Annotated in this window: 13 protein-coding genes; 12 read left to right on the forward strand and 1 reads right to left on the reverse strand. The window is 37.7% G+C overall.

Annotated elements, in window-relative coordinates:
- Positions 1 to 12 precede the first annotated feature (12 nt).
- The 12 genes from rffA (at position 13) to ACZ47Z_RS03770 (ending at position 17806) form a co-directional block, all read left to right on the forward strand.
- Entirely contained in the window at positions 13 to 1146 is a 1134-nt protein-coding gene (rffA, locus tag ACZ47Z_RS03715; RefSeq protein ID WP_020437268.1) for a dTDP-4-amino-4,6-dideoxygalactose transaminase, read from the forward strand.
- A 34-nt stretch (positions 1147 to 1180) separates the two neighbouring features.
- Positions 1181 to 1849: an acetyltransferase gene (locus tag ACZ47Z_RS03720; protein WP_464525894.1), complete on the forward strand. Its 669-nt coding sequence runs from the start codon at positions 1181 to 1183 to the stop codon at positions 1847 to 1849.
- A gap of 63 nt (positions 1850 to 1912) precedes the next feature.
- Entirely contained in the window at positions 1913 to 2854 is a 942-nt protein-coding gene (locus ACZ47Z_RS03725) for a glycosyltransferase family 2 protein (RefSeq protein WP_020437266.1), read from the forward strand.
- A 34-nt stretch (positions 2855 to 2888) separates the two neighbouring features.
- Complete coding sequence (locus ACZ47Z_RS03730) at positions 2889 to 4109, forward strand: ATP-grasp domain-containing protein (RefSeq protein ID WP_054753378.1); 1221 nt, start codon at positions 2889 to 2891, stop codon at positions 4107 to 4109.
- A gap of 8 nt (positions 4110 to 4117) precedes the next feature.
- The gene (locus tag ACZ47Z_RS03735) at positions 4118 to 4762 is read left to right on the forward strand and encodes an RraA family protein (RefSeq protein WP_055147718.1); all 645 of its coding nucleotides are present in this window, start codon (positions 4118 to 4120) and stop codon (positions 4760 to 4762) included.
- 22 nt (positions 4763 to 4784) lie between these two features.
- Positions 4785 to 6701, forward strand: a complete 1917-nt coding sequence (locus tag ACZ47Z_RS03740; protein WP_117827379.1) for a glycosyltransferase family 39 protein — start codon at positions 4785 to 4787, stop codon at positions 6699 to 6701.
- A gap of 54 nt (positions 6702 to 6755) precedes the next feature.
- Positions 6756 to 8207: a GH25 family lysozyme gene (locus ACZ47Z_RS03745; RefSeq protein ID WP_054753386.1), complete on the forward strand. Its 1452-nt coding sequence runs from the start codon at positions 6756 to 6758 to the stop codon at positions 8205 to 8207.
- The gene (locus ACZ47Z_RS03750) at positions 8204 to 9496 is read left to right on the forward strand and encodes a lipopolysaccharide biosynthesis protein (RefSeq protein ID WP_117827378.1); all 1293 of its coding nucleotides are present in this window, start codon (positions 8204 to 8206) and stop codon (positions 9494 to 9496) included. The genes ACZ47Z_RS03745 and ACZ47Z_RS03750 overlap by 4 nt, the downstream gene beginning before the upstream one ends.
- A gap of 95 nt (positions 9497 to 9591) precedes the next feature.
- Positions 9592 to 10668 (forward strand): dTDP-glucose 4,6-dehydratase, encoded by a 1077-nt coding sequence (rfbB, locus tag ACZ47Z_RS03755; RefSeq protein WP_055147732.1) that lies wholly within the window; start codon positions 9592 to 9594, stop codon positions 10666 to 10668.
- Positions 10669 to 10693: 25 nt separating this feature from the next.
- Positions 10694 to 11590, forward strand: coding sequence for a glucose-1-phosphate thymidylyltransferase RfbA (gene rfbA / locus ACZ47Z_RS03760; RefSeq protein WP_464525895.1), 897 nt, complete (start codon positions 10694 to 10696; stop codon positions 11588 to 11590).
- Between the two features lie 341 nt (positions 11591 to 11931).
- Positions 11932 to 16476: a fibronectin type III domain-containing protein gene (locus tag ACZ47Z_RS03765; RefSeq protein WP_054753394.1), complete on the forward strand. Its 4545-nt coding sequence runs from the start codon at positions 11932 to 11934 to the stop codon at positions 16474 to 16476.
- 193 nt (positions 16477 to 16669) lie between these two features.
- Positions 16670 to 17806 (forward strand): DUF3048 domain-containing protein, encoded by a 1137-nt coding sequence (locus ACZ47Z_RS03770; RefSeq protein ID WP_464525896.1) that lies wholly within the window; start codon positions 16670 to 16672, stop codon positions 17804 to 17806.
- A gap of 75 nt (positions 17807 to 17881) precedes the next feature.
- Here the strand turns inward: ACZ47Z_RS03770 and ACZ47Z_RS03775 are convergent, their stop codons facing one another.
- Entirely contained in the window at positions 17882 to 19309 is a 1428-nt protein-coding gene (locus ACZ47Z_RS03775) for a hypothetical protein (protein ID WP_054753396.1), read from the reverse strand.
- Between the last annotated feature and the right edge of the window lie 70 nt (positions 19310 to 19379).

Consider the following 19379-nt stretch of genomic DNA (forward strand, 5'->3'; position numbering starts at 1 on the left):
GGAAAAAAGAGAATGATTAATTTTAATGTACCACCAATCGTCGGAACAGAGATCGATTATATCAGACAAGCAATTGAAAATCATAAAATCTGTGGTGATGGAGCATTTACAAAACAATGTTCTAAATGGATTGAAGAAAATACAGGAACAGCCAAGACACTGTTGACGACATCCTGTACACATGCTACAGAGATGGCAGCAATCCTTCTGGATATTAAACCAGGGGATGAGGTGATCATGCCGTCCTATACATTCGTATCAACAGCGGATGCGTTTGTATTAAGAGGTGCCAAGGCAGTATTTGTTGATATTCATCCGGAAACAATGAATATTGATGAGAGGCTGATTGAGAATGCGATTACGGAGAAGACAAAAGCAATCGTTCCGGTTCATTATGCTGGTGTAGCCTGTAAGATGGATGAGATTTGTGCAATTGCACAGAAATATGATCTGAAGGTTGTAGAGGATGCTGCACAGGGAGTTATGGCTTCCTATAAGGGAAAAGCACTTGGTACAATCGGTGATTACGGCTGCTTTAGCTTTCATGAAACAAAGAATTACAGCATGGGAGAAGGTGGAGCACTTCTGATTCGTGATCCGGAAGATATTGAACGCGCAGAGATCGTAAGAGAAAAAGGAACAAACAGAAGTAAATTTTTCCGTGGTCAGATTGATAAATATACATGGATGGATGCGGGTTCATCTTATCTTCCAAGTGAATTGAATGCAGCATATCTCTGGGCACAACTTGAGAAGGCACAGGAGATTTATGATGATCGAATGAAAACATGGAACAGATATTATGAAGCTTTAAAGGAACTGGAAGAAGCAGGAAAGATTGAAATGCCGGTTATTCCTGAGGATTGCGTACATAATGCTCATATGTTCTATATCAAAGCGAGAGATCTGGAGGAACGTCAGAAACTGATTGGATACTTGAAAGAGAATGGTATTATTTCCGTATTCCATTATATTCCACTGCATACAGCTCCGGCAGGTATGAAATACGGAGAATTCCGTGGGGAAGATAAGTATACGACGACTGAAAGCGAAAGACTTCTGCGTTTGCCGATGTATTATGGACTCGAAGCAGAAAATGTAGATTACATTGCGGAGAAAGTAAAAGCATTTTATAGTGGAAAGTAAAAGAACCGGTATAGTAAAAACAGAGGATAAAAGAATGAAGAGAAAATGTGTGATCTTTGGTACGACAGATTTTGGGAAAATGCTTCGATATTATTTTGAAAAATATGCAGACGTACAGACTGTGGCATATACGGTAGATAAAGCATATCTTGAAAGTGATACCTATGATGGTCTGCCGGCAGTGGCTTATGAAGAAGTTGAAAAAGCATATCCACCAACAGAATATACGATGGTTATTGCGCTTGGTTATAAGAAAATGAATCAGATTCGACAGCAGAAGTTTGAAGATGCGAAAAGAAAAGGATATAGGATCGAAAATTTTGTTCATCCGAGTGTAGTAGACGAGAGTGTTGCAATGGGCGAGGGGAATATTATTCTCGAACATGTTACATTGGCGTATGGAACAAAGATTGGAAATTCCAACATTATATGGAACGGAAGCCAGATTTCACATGAATCGCAGGTTGGAGATTATAATTTCTTTTCAGTGGATTCTGTTATCGCAGGAAAAACAGTTGTAAAGAATAATTGTTTTCTCGGAATTAACAGTACGGTACTTGGAAACAGGACGCTGGAATATGCAACACTGGTTGGGGCAGGTGCATTTGTCAAAGAGAATACAGAGCCATATAGTGTCTATGTTCCGGCACGCAGTATCTGTCTGGAAAATAAAAAAAGTACAGAGATGGCTTATACGAGATAAAGAGAAAGGAGTACACAGGTCGGATTTTAATACTTTAGAAAATCTGATCTGTGAAATGATTGAATGGATATTTCATTTGTAATTCCATGCTATTGTTCAGAAAAGAATCTGGAAGGCGTGATCAGCGAGATTGAAGCTGCAATGAAAAAAAGAGAAGGATTTGAATATGAGATTATTCTGGTCAATGACAATTCAAAAGATAATACAAAGGGATTGATCAATCGGCTTTCAAAAGAAAATGGAAGAATCATCGGAATCAATTTTGCTAAGAATTTCGGACAGCCAAACGCATTGCTGGCAGGGTTTAACCAGGCATCCGGAAAGTATATTATGACTTCAGATGATGATGGACAGACACCGGTAGGAATGGTCTGGGATTTCTATGACAAGATGCAGGAAGGATATGATGTAGTCTGCGCAAAATATACAGAGACTACACAGAAATCGGCTGTTCGAAGATTTGGTACAAAAGTGAATGAATTTATGCTGTATCATATGATTGATAAGCCTAAAGAGATAGGATTATCATCTTTTTTTATGGCAAAAAGATTTGTAGTGAAAGAGATGGTCAAATATCAGAATCCATATCCTTACATTGCAGGACTTCTACTCAGAACATCAGGAAAGATAGGAAATGTTCATCTGAAACAGAGAGAAAGAGCAACAGGAAAGAGCGGCTATAATTTTAAGAAATTATTAAAACTGTGGATCAATGGATTTACAGCATTTTCAATTAAACCTTTACGAGTCGGAAGTGCACTTGGATTTATCAGTTCTGTATGCGGAGTGTTGCTAGGAATTATCTCATTAATAAGAAAACTGATTATACCTACAATTCAAGTGGGATATACATCGCAGATGGCTGTTACACTGTTTTTAGGAGGTCTGATCCTGGGAGTGCTTGGAATTATCGGAGAGTATACAGGAAGAATTTATATGTGTATCAATAATCAGCCACAGTATGTAATAGAGAGTATTGTAAAAGACGGAGAAGACCTGTTGTAAAAAAGGTTGTAGATTTAAAGGAAGGTCGGAGCGAATGATGAAAAGAGTAATGGTAATTGCAGGGGGAACATGGCAGGTTCCACTGATTAAGAAAGTAAAAAGTTTGGGATATGAAGTAGTGAATTCAAATCTTTATGAAGATTCTATTGGATTTAAGTACGCGGATTTTACAGGTGTAATGGATGTAAGAGACAAAGAGAAGAATCTGGCACTTGCAAAGGAATATAAGATTGATGCAGTGTTGACAGATCAGAGTGATATTGCTGTTCCAACAGTAGCTTATGTTGCAGAACAGATGGGGTGTCCTGGAATTGGTCATGAAATGGCAGAACTTTTTACAAACAAATTTAAAATGAGAGAGTATTGCCGGGAAAATAAATTTAAGTATCCGGAGTACAGATTATGTACAAATGTAGAAGAAGCAATCGAGTTCTACAGAGAATTGGGAAAAAAGGTGATTATTAAGCCATTGGATTCCCAGTCCAGCCGTGGAATATTTACGATAGAATCCGAACAGGAATTGAGGGATCGATTCGCAGAGACGGAAGCATTTACAAATAGTGGCGATTATGTGCTTGTGGAAAGATATATTGAAGGCACAGAATTTACTGTGGATGGTATTGTGATTGATGGAACACACCATACACTGGCGATCTCTCAGAAAGAACATTATTCTTATAACAGAAATATAGCCTCAAAGTTGTTTTTTACGAACTACAATGAGACATTTGATTATAACCTGCTCAGAAAAACAAATGACGAGCTGATCAGCGGAACAGGAATTAAATATGCGATCACACATTCCGAATACAAGTTCGAAGATGGAGATTATTATCTGATTGAGATGGCGGCACGTGGAGGTGGAAGCAGAATTGCTTCTGATATTGTTCCATTTATGTCAGGGGTAGACAACTATCAGCTGCTGATCAATGCAGCACTTGGCAAGACTCCATCTGTGGAAGAACTGCATATATCAGATGCGGAGAAAATGAAAGAAAGAGCAGCAGTTCTGGAATTTCTGGATATCGAATCAGAAGGAAAGAAGATTACCAAAATTGAAGGTGTTGAGCAGATTAATGCAATTCCGGAAATTTTACAGCTTCAGCTTGAATTTAAAGAAGGCGATATTATAGAGAAGGCACAGGATGATCGTTCCAGAGTAGGATTTTTTATTGCACGTGCAGAATCAAAAGAGAGAATTGAAGAAATTGAAAAAGAAGTAAAGAATACATTGAAAGTATCTTTCGAATCATAGGAGAAAACATGGATATTAAGAACGAAATCATAAGAAAAATCAGAATGAATCGAATTTCTACAACAGAAGTAGCAGACTGTCTGGGGAAAACAGGCGTATTTAAAGATTCTCATGCGGTGAACAGAGGGCATTTTGCGGTGGGAAATGTAAAATGGATCTACGCATTGGATGAATCAAACTGGAGCATACATGAACAGATCCGTGAAGTGCAGGCCGGAGATGTTGTAATGATCGAAGCTTTTAACTGTGGTGACCGTGCAATTATCGGAGAGCTTGTAACAAAGTTTGCAGTACTGTATCGAGAGGCAGTTGCGATTATATCAAATGCCAATATGAGAGATGCAAATGATATCATTAAGCAGAATTATCCGATGTGGTGTAAAGGATTTAGTCCGGTGGGCTGTTTTAATAAATACATTGAACAACCGTTAGACAGTGTAATTGAAAAAGAACACAGAGATAAATATGAAGGAAGTATTGCTGTATGCGATGATACCGGAGTCGTAATTATTCCGAAAGAACAACATACGGAAGAGTTCTTAAAGAAATTGGAAAATATTGAAAATCAGGAAGATATCTGGTTTGAGTATCTTGATAAATATAAATGGGATACATATGATATTGTGTGTTTAAAAAAATACTTAAATGATTAATAAAGTATAAGGATGAAAGAGGATGAATAAAGAACAGTTGTTAAGTAAAAAGGAGCAGTTGTTAAGTAAGAAGGAACAAATTGAAAAAATTGCGAAGATTGTGTTGATCGCAGGAATTTTTCTCTATCCATTTCTTTGCAGCTTTTTTGGCATTGACCTGGGTGATACTGGGATTCATATGTTTAACTATGAAAATATATATAGCAATCCGGATAAAGTTGGTTTTACCTGCTATCTGACAAATGTACTTGCATGGGGATGGCTTCAGATATTTGGTGGATTAGGAATCTGGGGATTAAATCTTCTGGAAGTAATTGTGGAAATGGTTATGGCATTCACTGTCTATAAGGTATTTCATAAATATTTGGGTGATTTACAGACATTATTCGGAATTCTTATTGCAATTATGGCATCAGATACATATTTGAATATTTTCAATTATCACCAGTTCAATGTATTTTTCCTGATTCTTATTCTTGGATTTGAATTTAAGGCTGTAGTTGAGAAGAAGTTTAAATATAGTTTTGTCGCAGGAATTTTCCTGACATTGGTTGTCTTTTCCAGAATGGGTAGTATAACAGCATTGGTTACATGCTTTATCTATGTTTTCTCTTATTTATATAACAATGAAGATGTGAAATATTTTATGAAGCATCTGGGAGTCTTTGCGGGAGGAGTAGCAGCAACGTTCGGAGTTCTGGCAGCATTTCTGGCAATTACAGGTCAGGTTGAATATTTTATCAATAATATTTTTCGATTATCTGGTATTGCATCTACGGCCGGAAGCGGTTACAGCATGGAAAATCTCTGGTCTACCTTTATATTTGGAAATCTTGATGCAATTGCTTCGGGAGTTATTTATCTTGCTGCTTCTATGATTCTTCTCTTAGGAATGAATATTTTGTTTTCATTAAAAGGAATTCATCCGAAGAAAATAATCCTGAATATTGCATTCAGCGCAGTAGTGATTGGAATTGCTGTTTATATGTTGGTTTATGCATATGATGTAAATACAGTACCAAACTGGCCGCAGATGACAACAGGTCCGTCCTTTTTTATAGGTATATTGTATGTAGTAACTTTTTGCTATGTATTTTTTAACATGTATAGTAAGAATGGAAATCCAGATCTGATTATTCTTGGAATCTGTGCCATTATGCTTCCACTTCTGACAATTGCAGGTTCTAATACAGGAACAAAACACGTGATTCTTGCATTTTGGATTATTGCTCCATTTGCAGTATCCGCTGTTTGCAGGTTTGTTTTCAGTAAAGCCGCACTTGAAGCAGTTAATGCAATGACAGAAAAATATGGATTGAAAATCCGACATGGTGCAGTTTTAGCCTGTACAGGGATTATTCTTGTCTGCATGGGAGTGAAATTTGCAGACATGCTTTATTGCACAATGAATTTTGACAGTGTGGATAGAAGTTCACTTCGATATTTTGTTAACAGTGATAAATTAAAATATATGAAGACAACAGAGAGAGAAGCAGATGCTGTCAATGGTGTTCTGGATTGCATAAATCATTTAGATGAGGAGAAAGAACGTCCATTAATGGTATTTGGCGGAGCTATTTTAATGTATTCATTGAATGAAATGGAATCTTATGTACAGCCATGGGTTACCAATCCGAATTATACGGAAGAGAAACTGAAAGAAGACCTGAAACTTGCAAAAGAGAACTGGGAGGAAAAACCGGTTGTTATATTCTGCAGAACAAACAATTATTATGGGTTTGAGGAATATAATTACGATGTTTTGATTGAAAGTGAATTATATAATCAGTACAATGGAAAAAAAGACTGGTTTATGAAATTCCTGCACAGGAATGATTATCGCCTGGAATATGCAAATGATTACTATATTGTACTTGCTCCGGGAGATATGACAAAATCCGAAGATTATGATTATAACTGGTATATTGTAGGAGAATGAAGCAGTCAGGCAGCATGACAACGTCGGAGTAGACATGGAAAGGTTGAAGAAAGTATGAAGAATAAGGGAGTTAAACGTGTACTTGCAATGGCGGTTGTTACAGTTCTGGTTTTGGAAACATTACCTTCTGTTACTGTATTTGCAGAAGAAACAGAAAGTACATCAGTACAAGAAGATTTAACAGAGCCACAGAAGGCACAACGAGAAGACAGAAGCAACAGCTGGAGGTACAAAGATGGAACTCCAATTTTGTCTGATACAGCAGAATATCTGCGCAGTTCTTCGGATGCGTGGTATGAAGAAGACGGGAAATTCTATAATGACCAGGGAGAAGAAATTATAGGAGCTGTTGCCAAAGGAATTGATGTAAGTAAGTGGAATGGAGACATTGACTGGGCAAAAGTAAAGGCAACAGATGTAGATTATGCAATTATACGTTGTGGATATGGAGATGATGAGACAAGTCAGGATGATCCATATTGGAAGACAAATGCAGATGCATGTACAAAAGAAGGAATTCCTTTTGGTACTTATATTTATTCTTATGCAGACAGTGTGACAGCAGCAAAAAGCGAAGCAAATCATGTACTTCGTCTGATCAAAGGATATGATCTTTCTTATCCGATTTACTATGATCTGGAAGAAAATAGTGTGAGGGAAAAACTGAGCACAAAAGAGATCGCAGAAGTTGCACAGACATTCTGTAGTATCATAGAAGATGCAGGATATGATGTGGCAGTTTATGCGAATAAAGACTGGTTTACAAATTATCTGACAGATTCTTATTTTGATACCGTTGATCATTGGGTCGCACAGTACAATTCTACCTGTACTTACCAGGGAGAGTATTCAATGTGGCAATGTACAGATTCTGGTACGGTTGATGGAATTGATGGAAAAGTAGATCTGAACATGGATTTCGGTGCAGAAACTACAAATAAAAAACCGGAAGCAGTTCAGAATTTAAAAGCTTCTTCCAAGATAGGTGCGGTGAATCTGTCCTGGTCAGAAGTAAAGAGGGCAGATGGATATTTAGTTTATGGAATCCGTGGTAGCGGGAAGTATGGTTATATTGGGATGACGAGCAAGACTTCCTTCTCGGATACAAAAGCATTGACGAGTGATTATAATTTTTATTGGGTATTTGCTTATCGTAAAGATTCAGAAGGAAATATGCTCGCCGGAAGTGCGCCGGAAAAATATGTTTATGGAAAAGCTCAAAAATGTGAAGCAGTAACAGACCTGAAAGCATATTCTGTCAGTGGAGGGGTAAAGTTGACCTGGACAAAATCAGAAGGTGCGGAAGGTTATCTTGTCTATGGAATTCGAGGAGAAGGAAGTTACGGATATATTGGCATGACAACAACAGGAACAACGTTTACAGATAAAAATGCATTAAGAGATGAGTATAATTTTTACTGGGTATTCCCATATCATACAGACGGTAATGGAAATAAAGTAGCGGGCGGTACAGCACACTATGTATATGGAAGAGCAGGATTATGATAAAAAAGATTCTATTTGACAGTAAGGACAAAATGAAGTCGGCGTACTTGTGGAATACATGTGCAGCAATGCTGAATGCATTCCAGACAGTATTTATACTGATGCTTATATCCCGCATTGATCCGGTGATCGATGCGGGCGTATTTACAATTGCATTTGCGATAGGAAATCTTATGATGGCGATAGGAAAATATGGAATACGCCAGTTTCAAGTGTCAGATGTCGAAGAAAAATATAGTTTTAAAGAATATACAGTTGCGAGAATCATAACGAGTATAATTATGATTGCTGCATCTTTTGTTTATGTCGGAGTGAATCTTGCATCAGGATTGTATAATTCTTCAAAATCTATAGTTATAATTCTAATCTGTCTGGCAAAAGTGATCGATGCGGTAGAAGATGTGATTCATGGAATGTTCCAGCAATATCTTCGCCTGGATGTGGCCGGAAAGATCCTGTCTATCAGAATGTGTACTTATATTTTTGTATATTTAGTATGTTATTATTTCAGCAAAAACCTTATCCTGACATCTGCAGTGGCTTTGCTTGTATCATTTATTCAGTTCGTGATATTGAATTATACGGCAATAAGAGGCTTTGAAATAAAAAAGAAAACATTTGAAATTAAAAATGTTAAAAATATATTTGTAGAATGTTTTCCGCTTTTTATAGCATCCTATTTGGTGATTTACATTGGAAATGCACCGAAATATGCGATTGATAAGGTGATGTCAAGTGAAGCGCAGGCATGTTTCACCTACATTTTCATGCCGGTCTTTGTTATAAGTCTTTTGAGTCAGTTTGTCTATCAGCCGGTAATCAGCAAAATGGCTCTTTTATGGCATGAGAAAAAGATCAGTCAGTTTAATAAGCTGATTTTACGACAGATTGCTTTGATCCTGTTGCTTTCTGTAGCTGCGATCATAGGGGGATACTTACTTGGAATTCCTGTCTTGTCATTAATTTACGGTGTGGATCTGACAGATTATAAGAAAGCACTTGTAATTTTGCTGATCGGAGGAGGAGCACTTGCGATTGTAAATTTCCTGCAGATGATCATTACTGTCGCAAGAAAACAAAAACTGCTGAATATAGGATATCTGTTAGCTTTTTTATTGTTTGTTTTTGGTGGAAAAACAATCACAGAAAAGCATGGAATGATCGGAATATCAGTTTTTTACACAGCAGTAGTCATGATCCTCGGAGCGGTATTTATTGTGTTGACGATAGGGATTATCAAAGGATATGCAAACAGTGATGGAAAAACGGTTGAAGAGAAAAAACAATAAATTCCAATTAATTATTTTAAATTAAAAAACGGTATGTTAAAATAAAATTAGAAAAAGATCAGATAAAAATAGTAAAAATACGAGGGAAACAGGGAATGAAAACATATTTAGTAACCGGTGGAGCCGGATTTATCGGAAGCAATTATATTCATTATATGTTTAAAAAGTATAAGGATATTAAAATTGTTAATCTGGATAAACTTACTTATGCAGGAAATCCGGAAAATCTGAAAGAATTTGAAAACAATGAAAACTATGTCTTTATTAAAGAAGACATCTGTAATGCAGAAGCTGTGAATAAGATTTTCCAGGAGTACGATATTGACAGAGTTGTACATTTTGCGGCAGAGAGCCACGTAGACAGAAGTATCAAGAATCCGGAGATTTTTGTGCAGACGAATGTAATTGGAACGACAGTTCTTTTGAATGCTGCAAGAAATGCATGGGAACAGGAAGACGGAACCTATAAAGAAGGGAAAAAGTTCCTCCATGTATCAACAGATGAGGTGTATGGATCTCTGGAGGAGGATGGGACATTCTTTTATGAGACAACACCGTATTCACCACACAGTCCATATTCAGCAAGTAAGGCATCTTCAGACATGTTGGTAAAGGCTTATATTGATACTTATAAGTTCCCGGCCAATATTACAAATTGCAGTAACAACTATGGACCATATCAGTTTCCGGAGAAACTGATTCCACTGATCATCAATAATGCTTTGAACGGAAAGAAAATTCCGGTTTATGGAGATGGACTCAATATCAGAGACTGGTTGTATGTAGAAGATCATGCTAAGGGAATCGATATGGTACAGGAAAAGGGCAGACTGGGTGAGACTTATAATATTGGCGGACACAATGAGCGCAGAAATATCGAGATTGTGAAGACAATCTTGAAACTGCTCTATGATGTACTTCCGGAAACTGACCCACGCAGAGAACATATTAATGAAAATCTGATCGAATATGTCGAAGACAGAAAAGGGCATGACAGAAGATATGCAATCGCACCGGACAAAATCCGCAAAGAAGTTGGCTGGGAGCCGGAGACAGACTTTGAGACGGGAATCCGTAAAACGATAAAATGGTATCTCAAGAATCTGGACTGGATGGAGAACATTACAAGCGGAGAATATCAGAACTATTATAAAGAGATGTATCATCTGTAAATAGTAGATGAATGGAGCAGATCATATGAAGAAGAGAAAAGGAATTATTCTTGCCGGAGGATCAGGAACAAGATTGTATCCGATTACACAGGCAGTTTCAAAACAGATTTTGCCGGTTTATGATAAGCCAATGATTTATTACCCACTTTCCGTGCTTATGCTTGCAGGAATCAGGGATGTCCTGATTATTACGACAGAGAGAGATATTAGTGTGTTCAAAGAACTGCTTGGTGACGGTTCACAGCTCGGAATGAGATTCGAATATAAAGTTCAGAAGAAACCAAGAGGACTTGCAGAGGCATTTATCATTGGAGAGGATTTTATCGGTGAAGATGATGTGGCACTGGTCCTGGGAGATAATATTTTCTATGGACAAAGCTTCTCCCCTGTTTTGCAGAGGGTGAACGAACGCGAGGGAGCCACAATCTTTGGATATTATGTAAAGAATCCAAAAGCCTATGGTGTGGTAGAATTTGACGAATACAATAATGTACTTTCTATAGAAGAAAAACCGAAAGTACCAAAGTCTAACTATGCAGTACCGGGATTATATTTCTATGATAATTCTGTTGTACAGTATGCAAAGGAAGTCGAGCCTTCCGAACGTGGAGAGCTTGAGATTACAAGTATCAACAACAGATATCTTCAAGAGGGAAAACTGAAAGTGGAACTTCTGGGTCGCGGCTTTGCATGGCTGGATACGGGAACTCCGGATGGACTTATAGATGCAGCTAATTTCGTAGCAACATTCCAGAACCGCCAGGGATTGCAGGTATCCTGTATAGAGGAGATTGCATATAAAAAAGGATTTATTGATAAAGAACAATTGAAGAAGTTAGGAAGTCGTTTACGTAAGACACCATATGGACAATACATACTATCTTTGTGTAAAGAACCTGGTGAGACGCGCAAACAGAAATAAATAAAGGCAGGTATTATGACACAAAGAAGTGAAAGCTGAATGAAAATGTGGCATAATATCTGCTTTTGGTATTTGGTGGGAAGAGTAATTTTACAGATTGCAAAATTTGTAAAAACATGGATGGTTAATTGACGCTCCGGATTTTAGGTGATATACTATATCTAATATGGACTTACTATTTGTTTTTGTTGAATTATTTACTTATAATTATTGCAGGCACGTTTGAATCAAGGAAGGAGGGTAGGTCCAAAGAAGAAAAAGGGGTGATGACGGGCGAAAAATGGATAGGGCGCTCAGAGGAGAGTATGAAAATTGTTTGAGAAAGGAAATAAAGGAGAACTATGAAAAAGAAAAAGACACAACTTTTAGGTATCGTTCTTTCAGCTGCTATGCTTGCAACATCTGTTCCGGCTCCTGTTTATGCAGAACCGACAGATAATGTGGCAGAAGAAGAGAACAATGGTGCCGTAGTTGCTCAGGAACCAACAGAAGATGCAGAAAATTCTGATGCAGCAGATAAAGTAACTCCTGAAGATGAGCAGACACAGGAAGAAGCACCAACAGCTCAGGTTGAAGAAGGAGAGAAGAATATCACTGTAGAAGATGGATATACAGTTTCTATCCCATCAATTAATTTTCAAGGGGCTAATGCAGCAGTAGCAGAAGCCATTGCGAAAGACGTAGAAATTGATGAAAAAGATCCAGTAATCAAGAGCTTGCGTGGAGCATTGGAAGGTCTGGAACTTGAAGGCGGCGAAGCAGGAATTGAAGACGATATATCTACAATTGCACAGTATGCTGCAGAAGAAAAGAAGAATGCATTGTCAGAAGACCAGATTAATACAGTTGTTGGAATGTACCAGCAGTATCTGAATCAGTGGAAAGATAATGCGGAATACTTAGGAGTTCAGAATCCATTTTTCCTTGACTTTAATGATGAAAAAGATGGTCTTGGAATTATGGGAGAGATGCTTGCACTTGACGGAGCATCTGTGGATGATGTCAGAAATGGTAAATACAGTTATGATGATCTGACAGGTATGATCATGAACTTCATGTATGGAGATAAGCTGGGTATTCAGTATTATGGTAAAGATGTTACCAGTGCAAGAGATTCCGTGCTTGATGCTATCTCAAAATCAGGAGCAAAGACTACAGCACAGAAGCTTCTTGTTATTAACGACTGGCTTGCACATGAGAATACATTTGATATGTCTTATATCATGAACTCAGGCAAGAATGATGAAGATAAACCGATGATCGCAAAGAATCCTCAGAAACAGGAGCACGAGCAGGATGTTTATAATGTGGTTTATTCTGAATACGAGAAGCAGATTAAACAGAACTTCCATGATCAGATTTTTGCAGGAATCGAAAATAATCTTCTCCAGCAGTTTTATGAAAAAGCAATCCAGAACATCGTATATCAGCAGGCTTTAGGAAAAGATGAAAGCGCTGCTACAGATGAAGAGAAAAAAGCTGCACAGGAGCAGGCAGAAGGATTTGTTCAGCAGAACAAAGACGCTATTGATGCGGATCCAGATGGATTTGTAAGAGAGAAGTTTAACGCAGAAGTAGCAGATCAGTTAAAAACACAGGCAGATGCATTTATTAAAGATGCAGAAGAAAATGGAGTCGAGGTTCAGCCAGGGACAAAGATGACAGTAGAGCAGCTGACTCAGAACTCTATGGCGAACGATAAGATTGTGGATCTTGACGGAGATGGAACAAACGATACTACAGCAAATGATGCTGTTCCGATTTATGCTAAACAGGCTGCAGAAGGTCTTACAACAGGTATTCTTAATTACTGGGAAGGTACTCAGTTTGGAGCACTTGGGTTTGGGACATCTGTATGTCTTGGATATTCGAAGGCATATACATATCTTGTACAGTGCATGGATAAGAATATCTATCTGAAAGATGCAAATGCAGGATATACAAGTTCTAACTGGAAGACATCAAAAGACTTGTATTACGATGCAGATGGAAAGATTGATACAAATGCAGGTTATACAGTTGACCTTGTAAGAATCTCCTTCCAGTCAGAAGTTACAATGTTTGGTCATACAGAAGACAATTTCGCATCCGATCATTATTGGAATGCTGTTAAGGTAGATGGAAAATGGTATTATGTAGATCCATGCTATACAGACGTATATACAGAGGTTATGAGCCGTGATCGTGTAGAGACAGATGGAGATATGAGTCATGCATTCTTCATGTTCAGTCACAGCAGTTCAGAAAGTCTGTATAATGGAAATTACAGTGAGATCAGATCACTTTATAAGGATACAGCAAACGATCAGACGTATGAAAAGGCATGGATGGCACGTGCAGCAAGTAATGTATACTCTGATGGAACTTATATGTACTATCTGTATGATTCTACAGATCTGTTCTCAAGAGCATCCGGAAGTATGTCAACTCAGCAGAAATCAGCAGAATATAAGCTGGTTCGTCATAAGATTACTGATTCCGACGGAGGAGAGGGAGACAGTGATTATGAGACATTGATTGATTTTACAGCAAAAGACAATGAGGATGACACAGATACTTATGTAAAAGTTCGCAACAAAGATGGCGAATTAGTAAAGGATAAGGCACTTACAAAACTGTATGCACAGTTTAAAGATGAGCAGAGTGTTTACCCATCAATTGGACTTACAGCCGCTCTTTACAATGGAATACTTTACTTCAATGTATCAAATGACATCATGTCTTATGATCCAGCAACAGGAAAAGTAGCAACTGTGAAAGAATATAATACAGTATCAGCAGTTCGTGACGAAACAAAATTATTCGGCGGTATGGCATTCAGCACAGTAGCTAATGGAACTGATGGAGCACTTACTGTTGAGAATCATCCGATTGCAGGATTGACAATTAAAAGTGACGGAACAATGGTTGTATCCATTGCTACAAACTTTGCATTCATTTCCGGAAAAACAAGCATGACTGATCATAATAGTTACGGATATGAATTTGAAGAAACAGACTATAATCCGAATTACACAAATTATAAAAAGTATGCAAGTATCATGGGTGACCAGAAGAACGATAATGACGAGTTCATGTGGTCAGCAAACTTTGTGGACAAAGTTGATATGAAAAAACTTGCAGGCTCTTCTCATGATTATAAAGAAGTGACTGTACCAGCGTTCTGTGGACGTAATGAATTTACAGAAGAGCGTTGTTCTGACTGTGGACTGATTAAAGAAGGCACACGAAACGAAAAGAAAGATACAGCTCATGAGCATCATTACATCAAGTTTCATGAGGTATATTATACAAAATCAAACGATACAGCAAATGAAGCTGACAACTACGTATGCCCAGAATGTGGAGCTTGTATTACAGAACCTGTAAAATCAAAATTTGAGCAGGCAAATACAACTTATGAAAAGAGAAAAGCAATTTGGGATGCAGCACAGAAGAACGCAGCTGAAGGTCATGCTTATTCTGTAGAAGATGCAGAATGGAGTGAAGATAACGCAACAGTTACATTCCAGACTTTAAAATGTGAATCTTGTGCAAATAAAGTAGATAAACTTGATTGTTTACTTTCCTCTGATACAAATGAAACAAATAAAGCAAACATTGATTCTATTCAGAAGAAACTGGCGGATAAAGTTACAGTTGAGACAAAAGTTGTTGAAAGAACTGGTGTATGTACTGATGGTATAGTTACTCTTTACAAAGCAGAAGGTAAGACTGCAGATGGATATAAATATAAAATATCCAGAAGTGTAAAAGGTGAAGCAGGAAAGCACGCATACGATGATGTAAAATTCAACTGGGATGCAGCAGCAATCAAAGATGATGATGGAAACATCACAGGTTATAAGACAGATCAGAAAGAAGGCACTTCAGTAACAGTTGATGAAGTGAAGTGTTCCGTATGTGGAGAAGTTCAGAAAAATGTATCCGTATCTGTAGTAAAAGATACAGATGCATATAAAGCACCTACATGTGAAGAAGCAGGAAAAGATGTTTATGTAGCAACAGTAACATCAACAGATGATAATACTGTACTTGCAAAAGAGACAAAAGAAGTAGCAATTGCAAAACTTGGTCACAAATACGGCGATCCGGTATGGTCAGACTGGGAAGAAAAAGATGGTAAGTGGACAACAACAGCAACATTTACATGTGCAAATGATGCAACACATGTTCAGACACCGGAAGTTAAGATCGATAGTGAAACAGTCGAGAAAGCAACTTATACAAAAGAAGGAAAAGTTGTTTATACAGCGTCCGTAACATCACCAGATGGAAAGAAAGTTGTTAATCCGACAACTAAGGAAATCGTAGTTGAAAAAGAAAGACTTGCAGCAGTAGAAAACCTGAAAGCATCTTCTTCAGTAGGTAAGGTAAAACTTACATGGAGTGAAGTGAAGGACGCAGAAGGATACCTGATCTATGGAATCCGTGGAGGCGGTAACAAGTATGGCTATATCGGTATGACATCTAAGACATCGTTCGTTGATGTAAAAGCAATTACAAGTGATTACAACTATTACTGGGTATTTGCATATTGCAAAGATGAGAATGGCAAGATGTATCCAGGACTGACAGCACATTATGTATATGGTAAGGCACAGAAATGCGCAGCTGTTACAGACCTGAAAGCTTCATCTGTAAAGGGTGGAGTAAAACTTACATGGACGAAGTCAGCCGGAGCAGAAGGATATCTTGTATATGGAATCCATCCAGGCGAGAAATATGGTTACATTGGTATGACAACAAAAGGCACAACATTTACAGATAAGAAGGCATCCAGCACAGATTGGAACTTCTACTGGGTATTCCCATACCATACAGACTCTAACGGAAACAAGGTTGTTGGTGGAACACCGGAGTATGTATATGGAAAAGCAAAATAATTGAATGAGATCTGAATCATAAGTTATAAACAGGATTCAACTTGTGAAGATTATACGCAGAAAGCACAGTGATTTATTCACTGTGCTTTTTGCATAATATGTTTCTCTTTGATTGTGTAAGACACTGAGGGATGATATAATTAATTCAGTTAATAATATTCGTTATATTCCAAATGTAAGGGAGGGAAAGTGTATGAAGAAGAAGCGAGGCGGGCAGAAAAAAAGAAGGGGGATGGGCCTGTTACTGATTTTATCTATGATAGTTCTGGCTCTTTCAGGCTGCTCTAAGAAAAAGGAGACAAAAACAGAAAAACCACCAACTAAGAAAATAGAAGTGGAAAAGCCGGAATCAGTAGAAGAAGTGCCGGAAGAACCGGAAGAAGAAAAGATTCCGGAAAATCAAAACCTGCTGACAGGTCTTGCAGATCTGACAGATGCTGCTATTGGTAAACGTCCGGTGGCGGTTATGGTGAATAATATTCCGGCAGCAATGCCACAGTACGGAGTAGAAAAAGCAGATATTATCTTTGAAATTCCGGTAGAGGGTGATCAGACACGTTTTATGGCTCTTTATGCGGATTATACAACTGTTCCGCAGATCTGCGCGATACGAAGCTGCAGATATTATTTCCCGGCACTGTCTCAGGGATTTGATGCGTTTTATGTAAATTGGGGAATTGATGACAGTATCGCAGATTATCTGGAAGCTTTGAAACTGGATCAGTATGATGGAATTTACAATGCAGGAGGTCTGTTTGGACGAGATATGGAACGTCGGAATCAGGGGTATGCATTGGAACACACAGGATATTTTGATGGAACAAAGTTTGCAGAAGTAGTGCAAAATACCGGAAAGAGAACAGACCTTGCAGAGGATAAGAAAGGGACAGCATTTCAGTTTAATGGATTAAATGAACAAGTGAAACCATCAGAGGATGTGTGTAAGAAAGTGAGTATTGATTTTGGCGCACAGTCCGCTACACTTGTCTATGATGAAGCAAGCAATACTTATAAAAAAGAAATTGACGGAAATGCCCAGATAGACGGAAAAACAGGAAACCAGCTTGCTTTTACCAATGTGTTTGTGTTAGAGACCACTATCTCTGTCAAAGATGATTTGGGACATAAAGCAGTTGACTGGGATGGCTGGGAAGACTCCATGGGATATTATATTTCGAATGGTGCAAAACAGAAGATTCATTGGAGTAAAGAGGAAAATAATGAATTATCAAGATTAACATTTTATGATGAATCAGGAAATGAAATATCAATTAACCGCGGAAAGAGCTATATTGCATTTAACTATCCGAATCAGACAGCATATGAGTAAACAAATAATCCCCTGCCAGTTGCAGATTGATTTGAAATAGCAACAGGTAGGGGATTACTTTATAGATGTTCATTTTTAGTTGACTTCAAGCATAATTTCTATTGCACGAATTGCATGCTGAAGCATGGAGACGACAGTGTTATGGCTATTTTTATCAACATTAGAATTCCAAACATCATCGAAGAACTCTTCAAAGATACGATGCAATAGAATCTTATTCGGAATGCAGATATTATATTCCGGAGTTAGTTTCTTTAAACGAAGATAGCACATGGAATCTGACATGAAAAGTGTCGGGTGTGCTATATGCTGATGATCAGAAAGAAGTCCTTCCGGAAGAACGCATACGTGCATAAAATCAAGTCTGTTTAACATTTGCTCCAGGTTCTTAAGGCAACGCAGTCTTTGCGATATAGTTAACGACATTCTTACACCAAAGAAATCAAGTTCTCCAGTAACTGTGAAATCTTTTAATACTGAAGCATAAATGATCAGATGGATTGGTGTGGTCTCCAAAATACGTTGTGTCAGGTGAGTTAGTTTTTTGATGTCTTGCTTTTGGAGGTCATTGTTATTCAGGCAGTATTCATCCAGAAGTTCCATGCATAAATCTTCTGGAAGAAAATGCTCTGTCAGATGTCCGATGAGACAATATTGATTCTGCGAAATTAGTGCCTGCTCATATTCAAATCGGTGAATCATTTCTGAAATTGTTGTTTTACGGATCAACAATGTTTCCTTATTGCAAAGAAGCCGAATCTTATGATATAGTTCATTGGTTAGATCACTGTCTTCAATTGTAGTGATTCCAAGACAGTGATTGCTGTCCACTAGCATTCCTGAGATTGCGTAAGTGTCTCTGATTGCAAAAATAAGTTTGCGCTGTGCCTGTGAACCACTATAAAGATTAAAATCAATATTTGCGAGATTGGTCATCACATTCATTAGAAACCCAGCAGTATAAGTAGGAGTTGAAGCGGCAGATTCTAGGTCTATAAGGAGTGAAAAATGTACACCTGGAAGAATAAGATTCCGGTCTCCGTGTGCACTGTTGAGTTCTGCAATCAAAAGCTGGTAATTAGGATCGACATTCAAAATATCAACAATTGCGTATACGTTTAGAGAATTAACTTTTCGAAGTGAAGGATGTTTCATTTTAAAAATGAATTGGTCTAATGTAAGCTCCGGATAATAAGAAATCTTTGGAGCTATTTCTGTACCGGTTGAGTTTTGTAATTCTTTTACATACATATATTCAGATTCGAGATTGTCATAAATAGCAGTTTCAAGATTTTTGATATCCTGTAGCTGATATTCCTGTAACAGTTGTGTAGTGCTTTCTTCCGAAAGAGCTTCAACAATACAGTGACTGATAGCCTGAAGTGTATTTTCATGATTTTTTTCAGTTGGCAACAGTTTTCCGCTGATCCATTTACTGATATAGGAGTCATCATACTGAACAGCTTTTGCGAGAATACTATTTTTTAGCTCAGCAGTAGCCATAAGGTGTTCTAGCAAAATGCTGAAACGGTTTTTATCTTTCATATTTTTGTTATATTACAGAGTATAGAAT

The organism is Mediterraneibacter faecis (assembly GCF_055383675.1).

What these genes read in the sequence shown, in the direction of transcription:
- ACZ47Z_RS03720 (WP_464525894.1), top strand. Translation starts at nt 1,181, where the DNA reads ATGAAGAGAAAATGTGTGATCTTTGGTACGACAGATTTTGGGAAAATG.
- ACZ47Z_RS03740 (WP_117827379.1), top strand. Translation starts at nt 4,785, where the DNA reads ATGAATAAAGAACAGTTGTTAAGTAAAAAGGAGCAGTTGTTAAGTAAG.
- ACZ47Z_RS03725 (WP_020437266.1), top strand. Translation starts at nt 1,913, where the DNA reads ATGGATATTTCATTTGTAATTCCATGCTATTGTTCAGAAAAGAATCTG.
- ACZ47Z_RS03765 (WP_054753394.1), top strand. Translation starts at nt 11,932, where the DNA reads ATGAAAAAGAAAAAGACACAACTTTTAGGTATCGTTCTTTCAGCTGCT.
- ACZ47Z_RS03750 (WP_117827378.1), top strand. Translation starts at nt 8,204, where the DNA reads ATGATAAAAAAGATTCTATTTGACAGTAAGGACAAAATGAAGTCGGCG.
- rffA (WP_020437268.1), top strand. Translation starts at nt 13, where the DNA reads ATGATTAATTTTAATGTACCACCAATCGTCGGAACAGAGATCGATTAT.
- ACZ47Z_RS03730 (WP_054753378.1), top strand. Translation starts at nt 2,889, where the DNA reads ATGATGAAAAGAGTAATGGTAATTGCAGGGGGAACATGGCAGGTTCCA.
- ACZ47Z_RS03745 (WP_054753386.1), top strand. Translation starts at nt 6,756, where the DNA reads ATGAAGAATAAGGGAGTTAAACGTGTACTTGCAATGGCGGTTGTTACA.
- rfbB (WP_055147732.1), top strand. Translation starts at nt 9,592, where the DNA reads ATGAAAACATATTTAGTAACCGGTGGAGCCGGATTTATCGGAAGCAAT.
- ACZ47Z_RS03775 (WP_054753396.1), bottom strand. Translation starts at nt 19,309, where the DNA reads ATGGCTACTGCTGAGCTAAAAAATAGTATTCTCGCAAAAGCTGTTCAG.
- rfbA (WP_464525895.1), top strand. Translation starts at nt 10,694, where the DNA reads ATGAAGAAGAGAAAAGGAATTATTCTTGCCGGAGGATCAGGAACAAGA.
- ACZ47Z_RS03770 (WP_464525896.1), top strand. Translation starts at nt 16,670, where the DNA reads ATGAAGAAGAAGCGAGGCGGGCAGAAAAAAAGAAGGGGGATGGGCCTG.
- ACZ47Z_RS03735 (WP_055147718.1), top strand. Translation starts at nt 4,118, where the DNA reads ATGGATATTAAGAACGAAATCATAAGAAAAATCAGAATGAATCGAATT.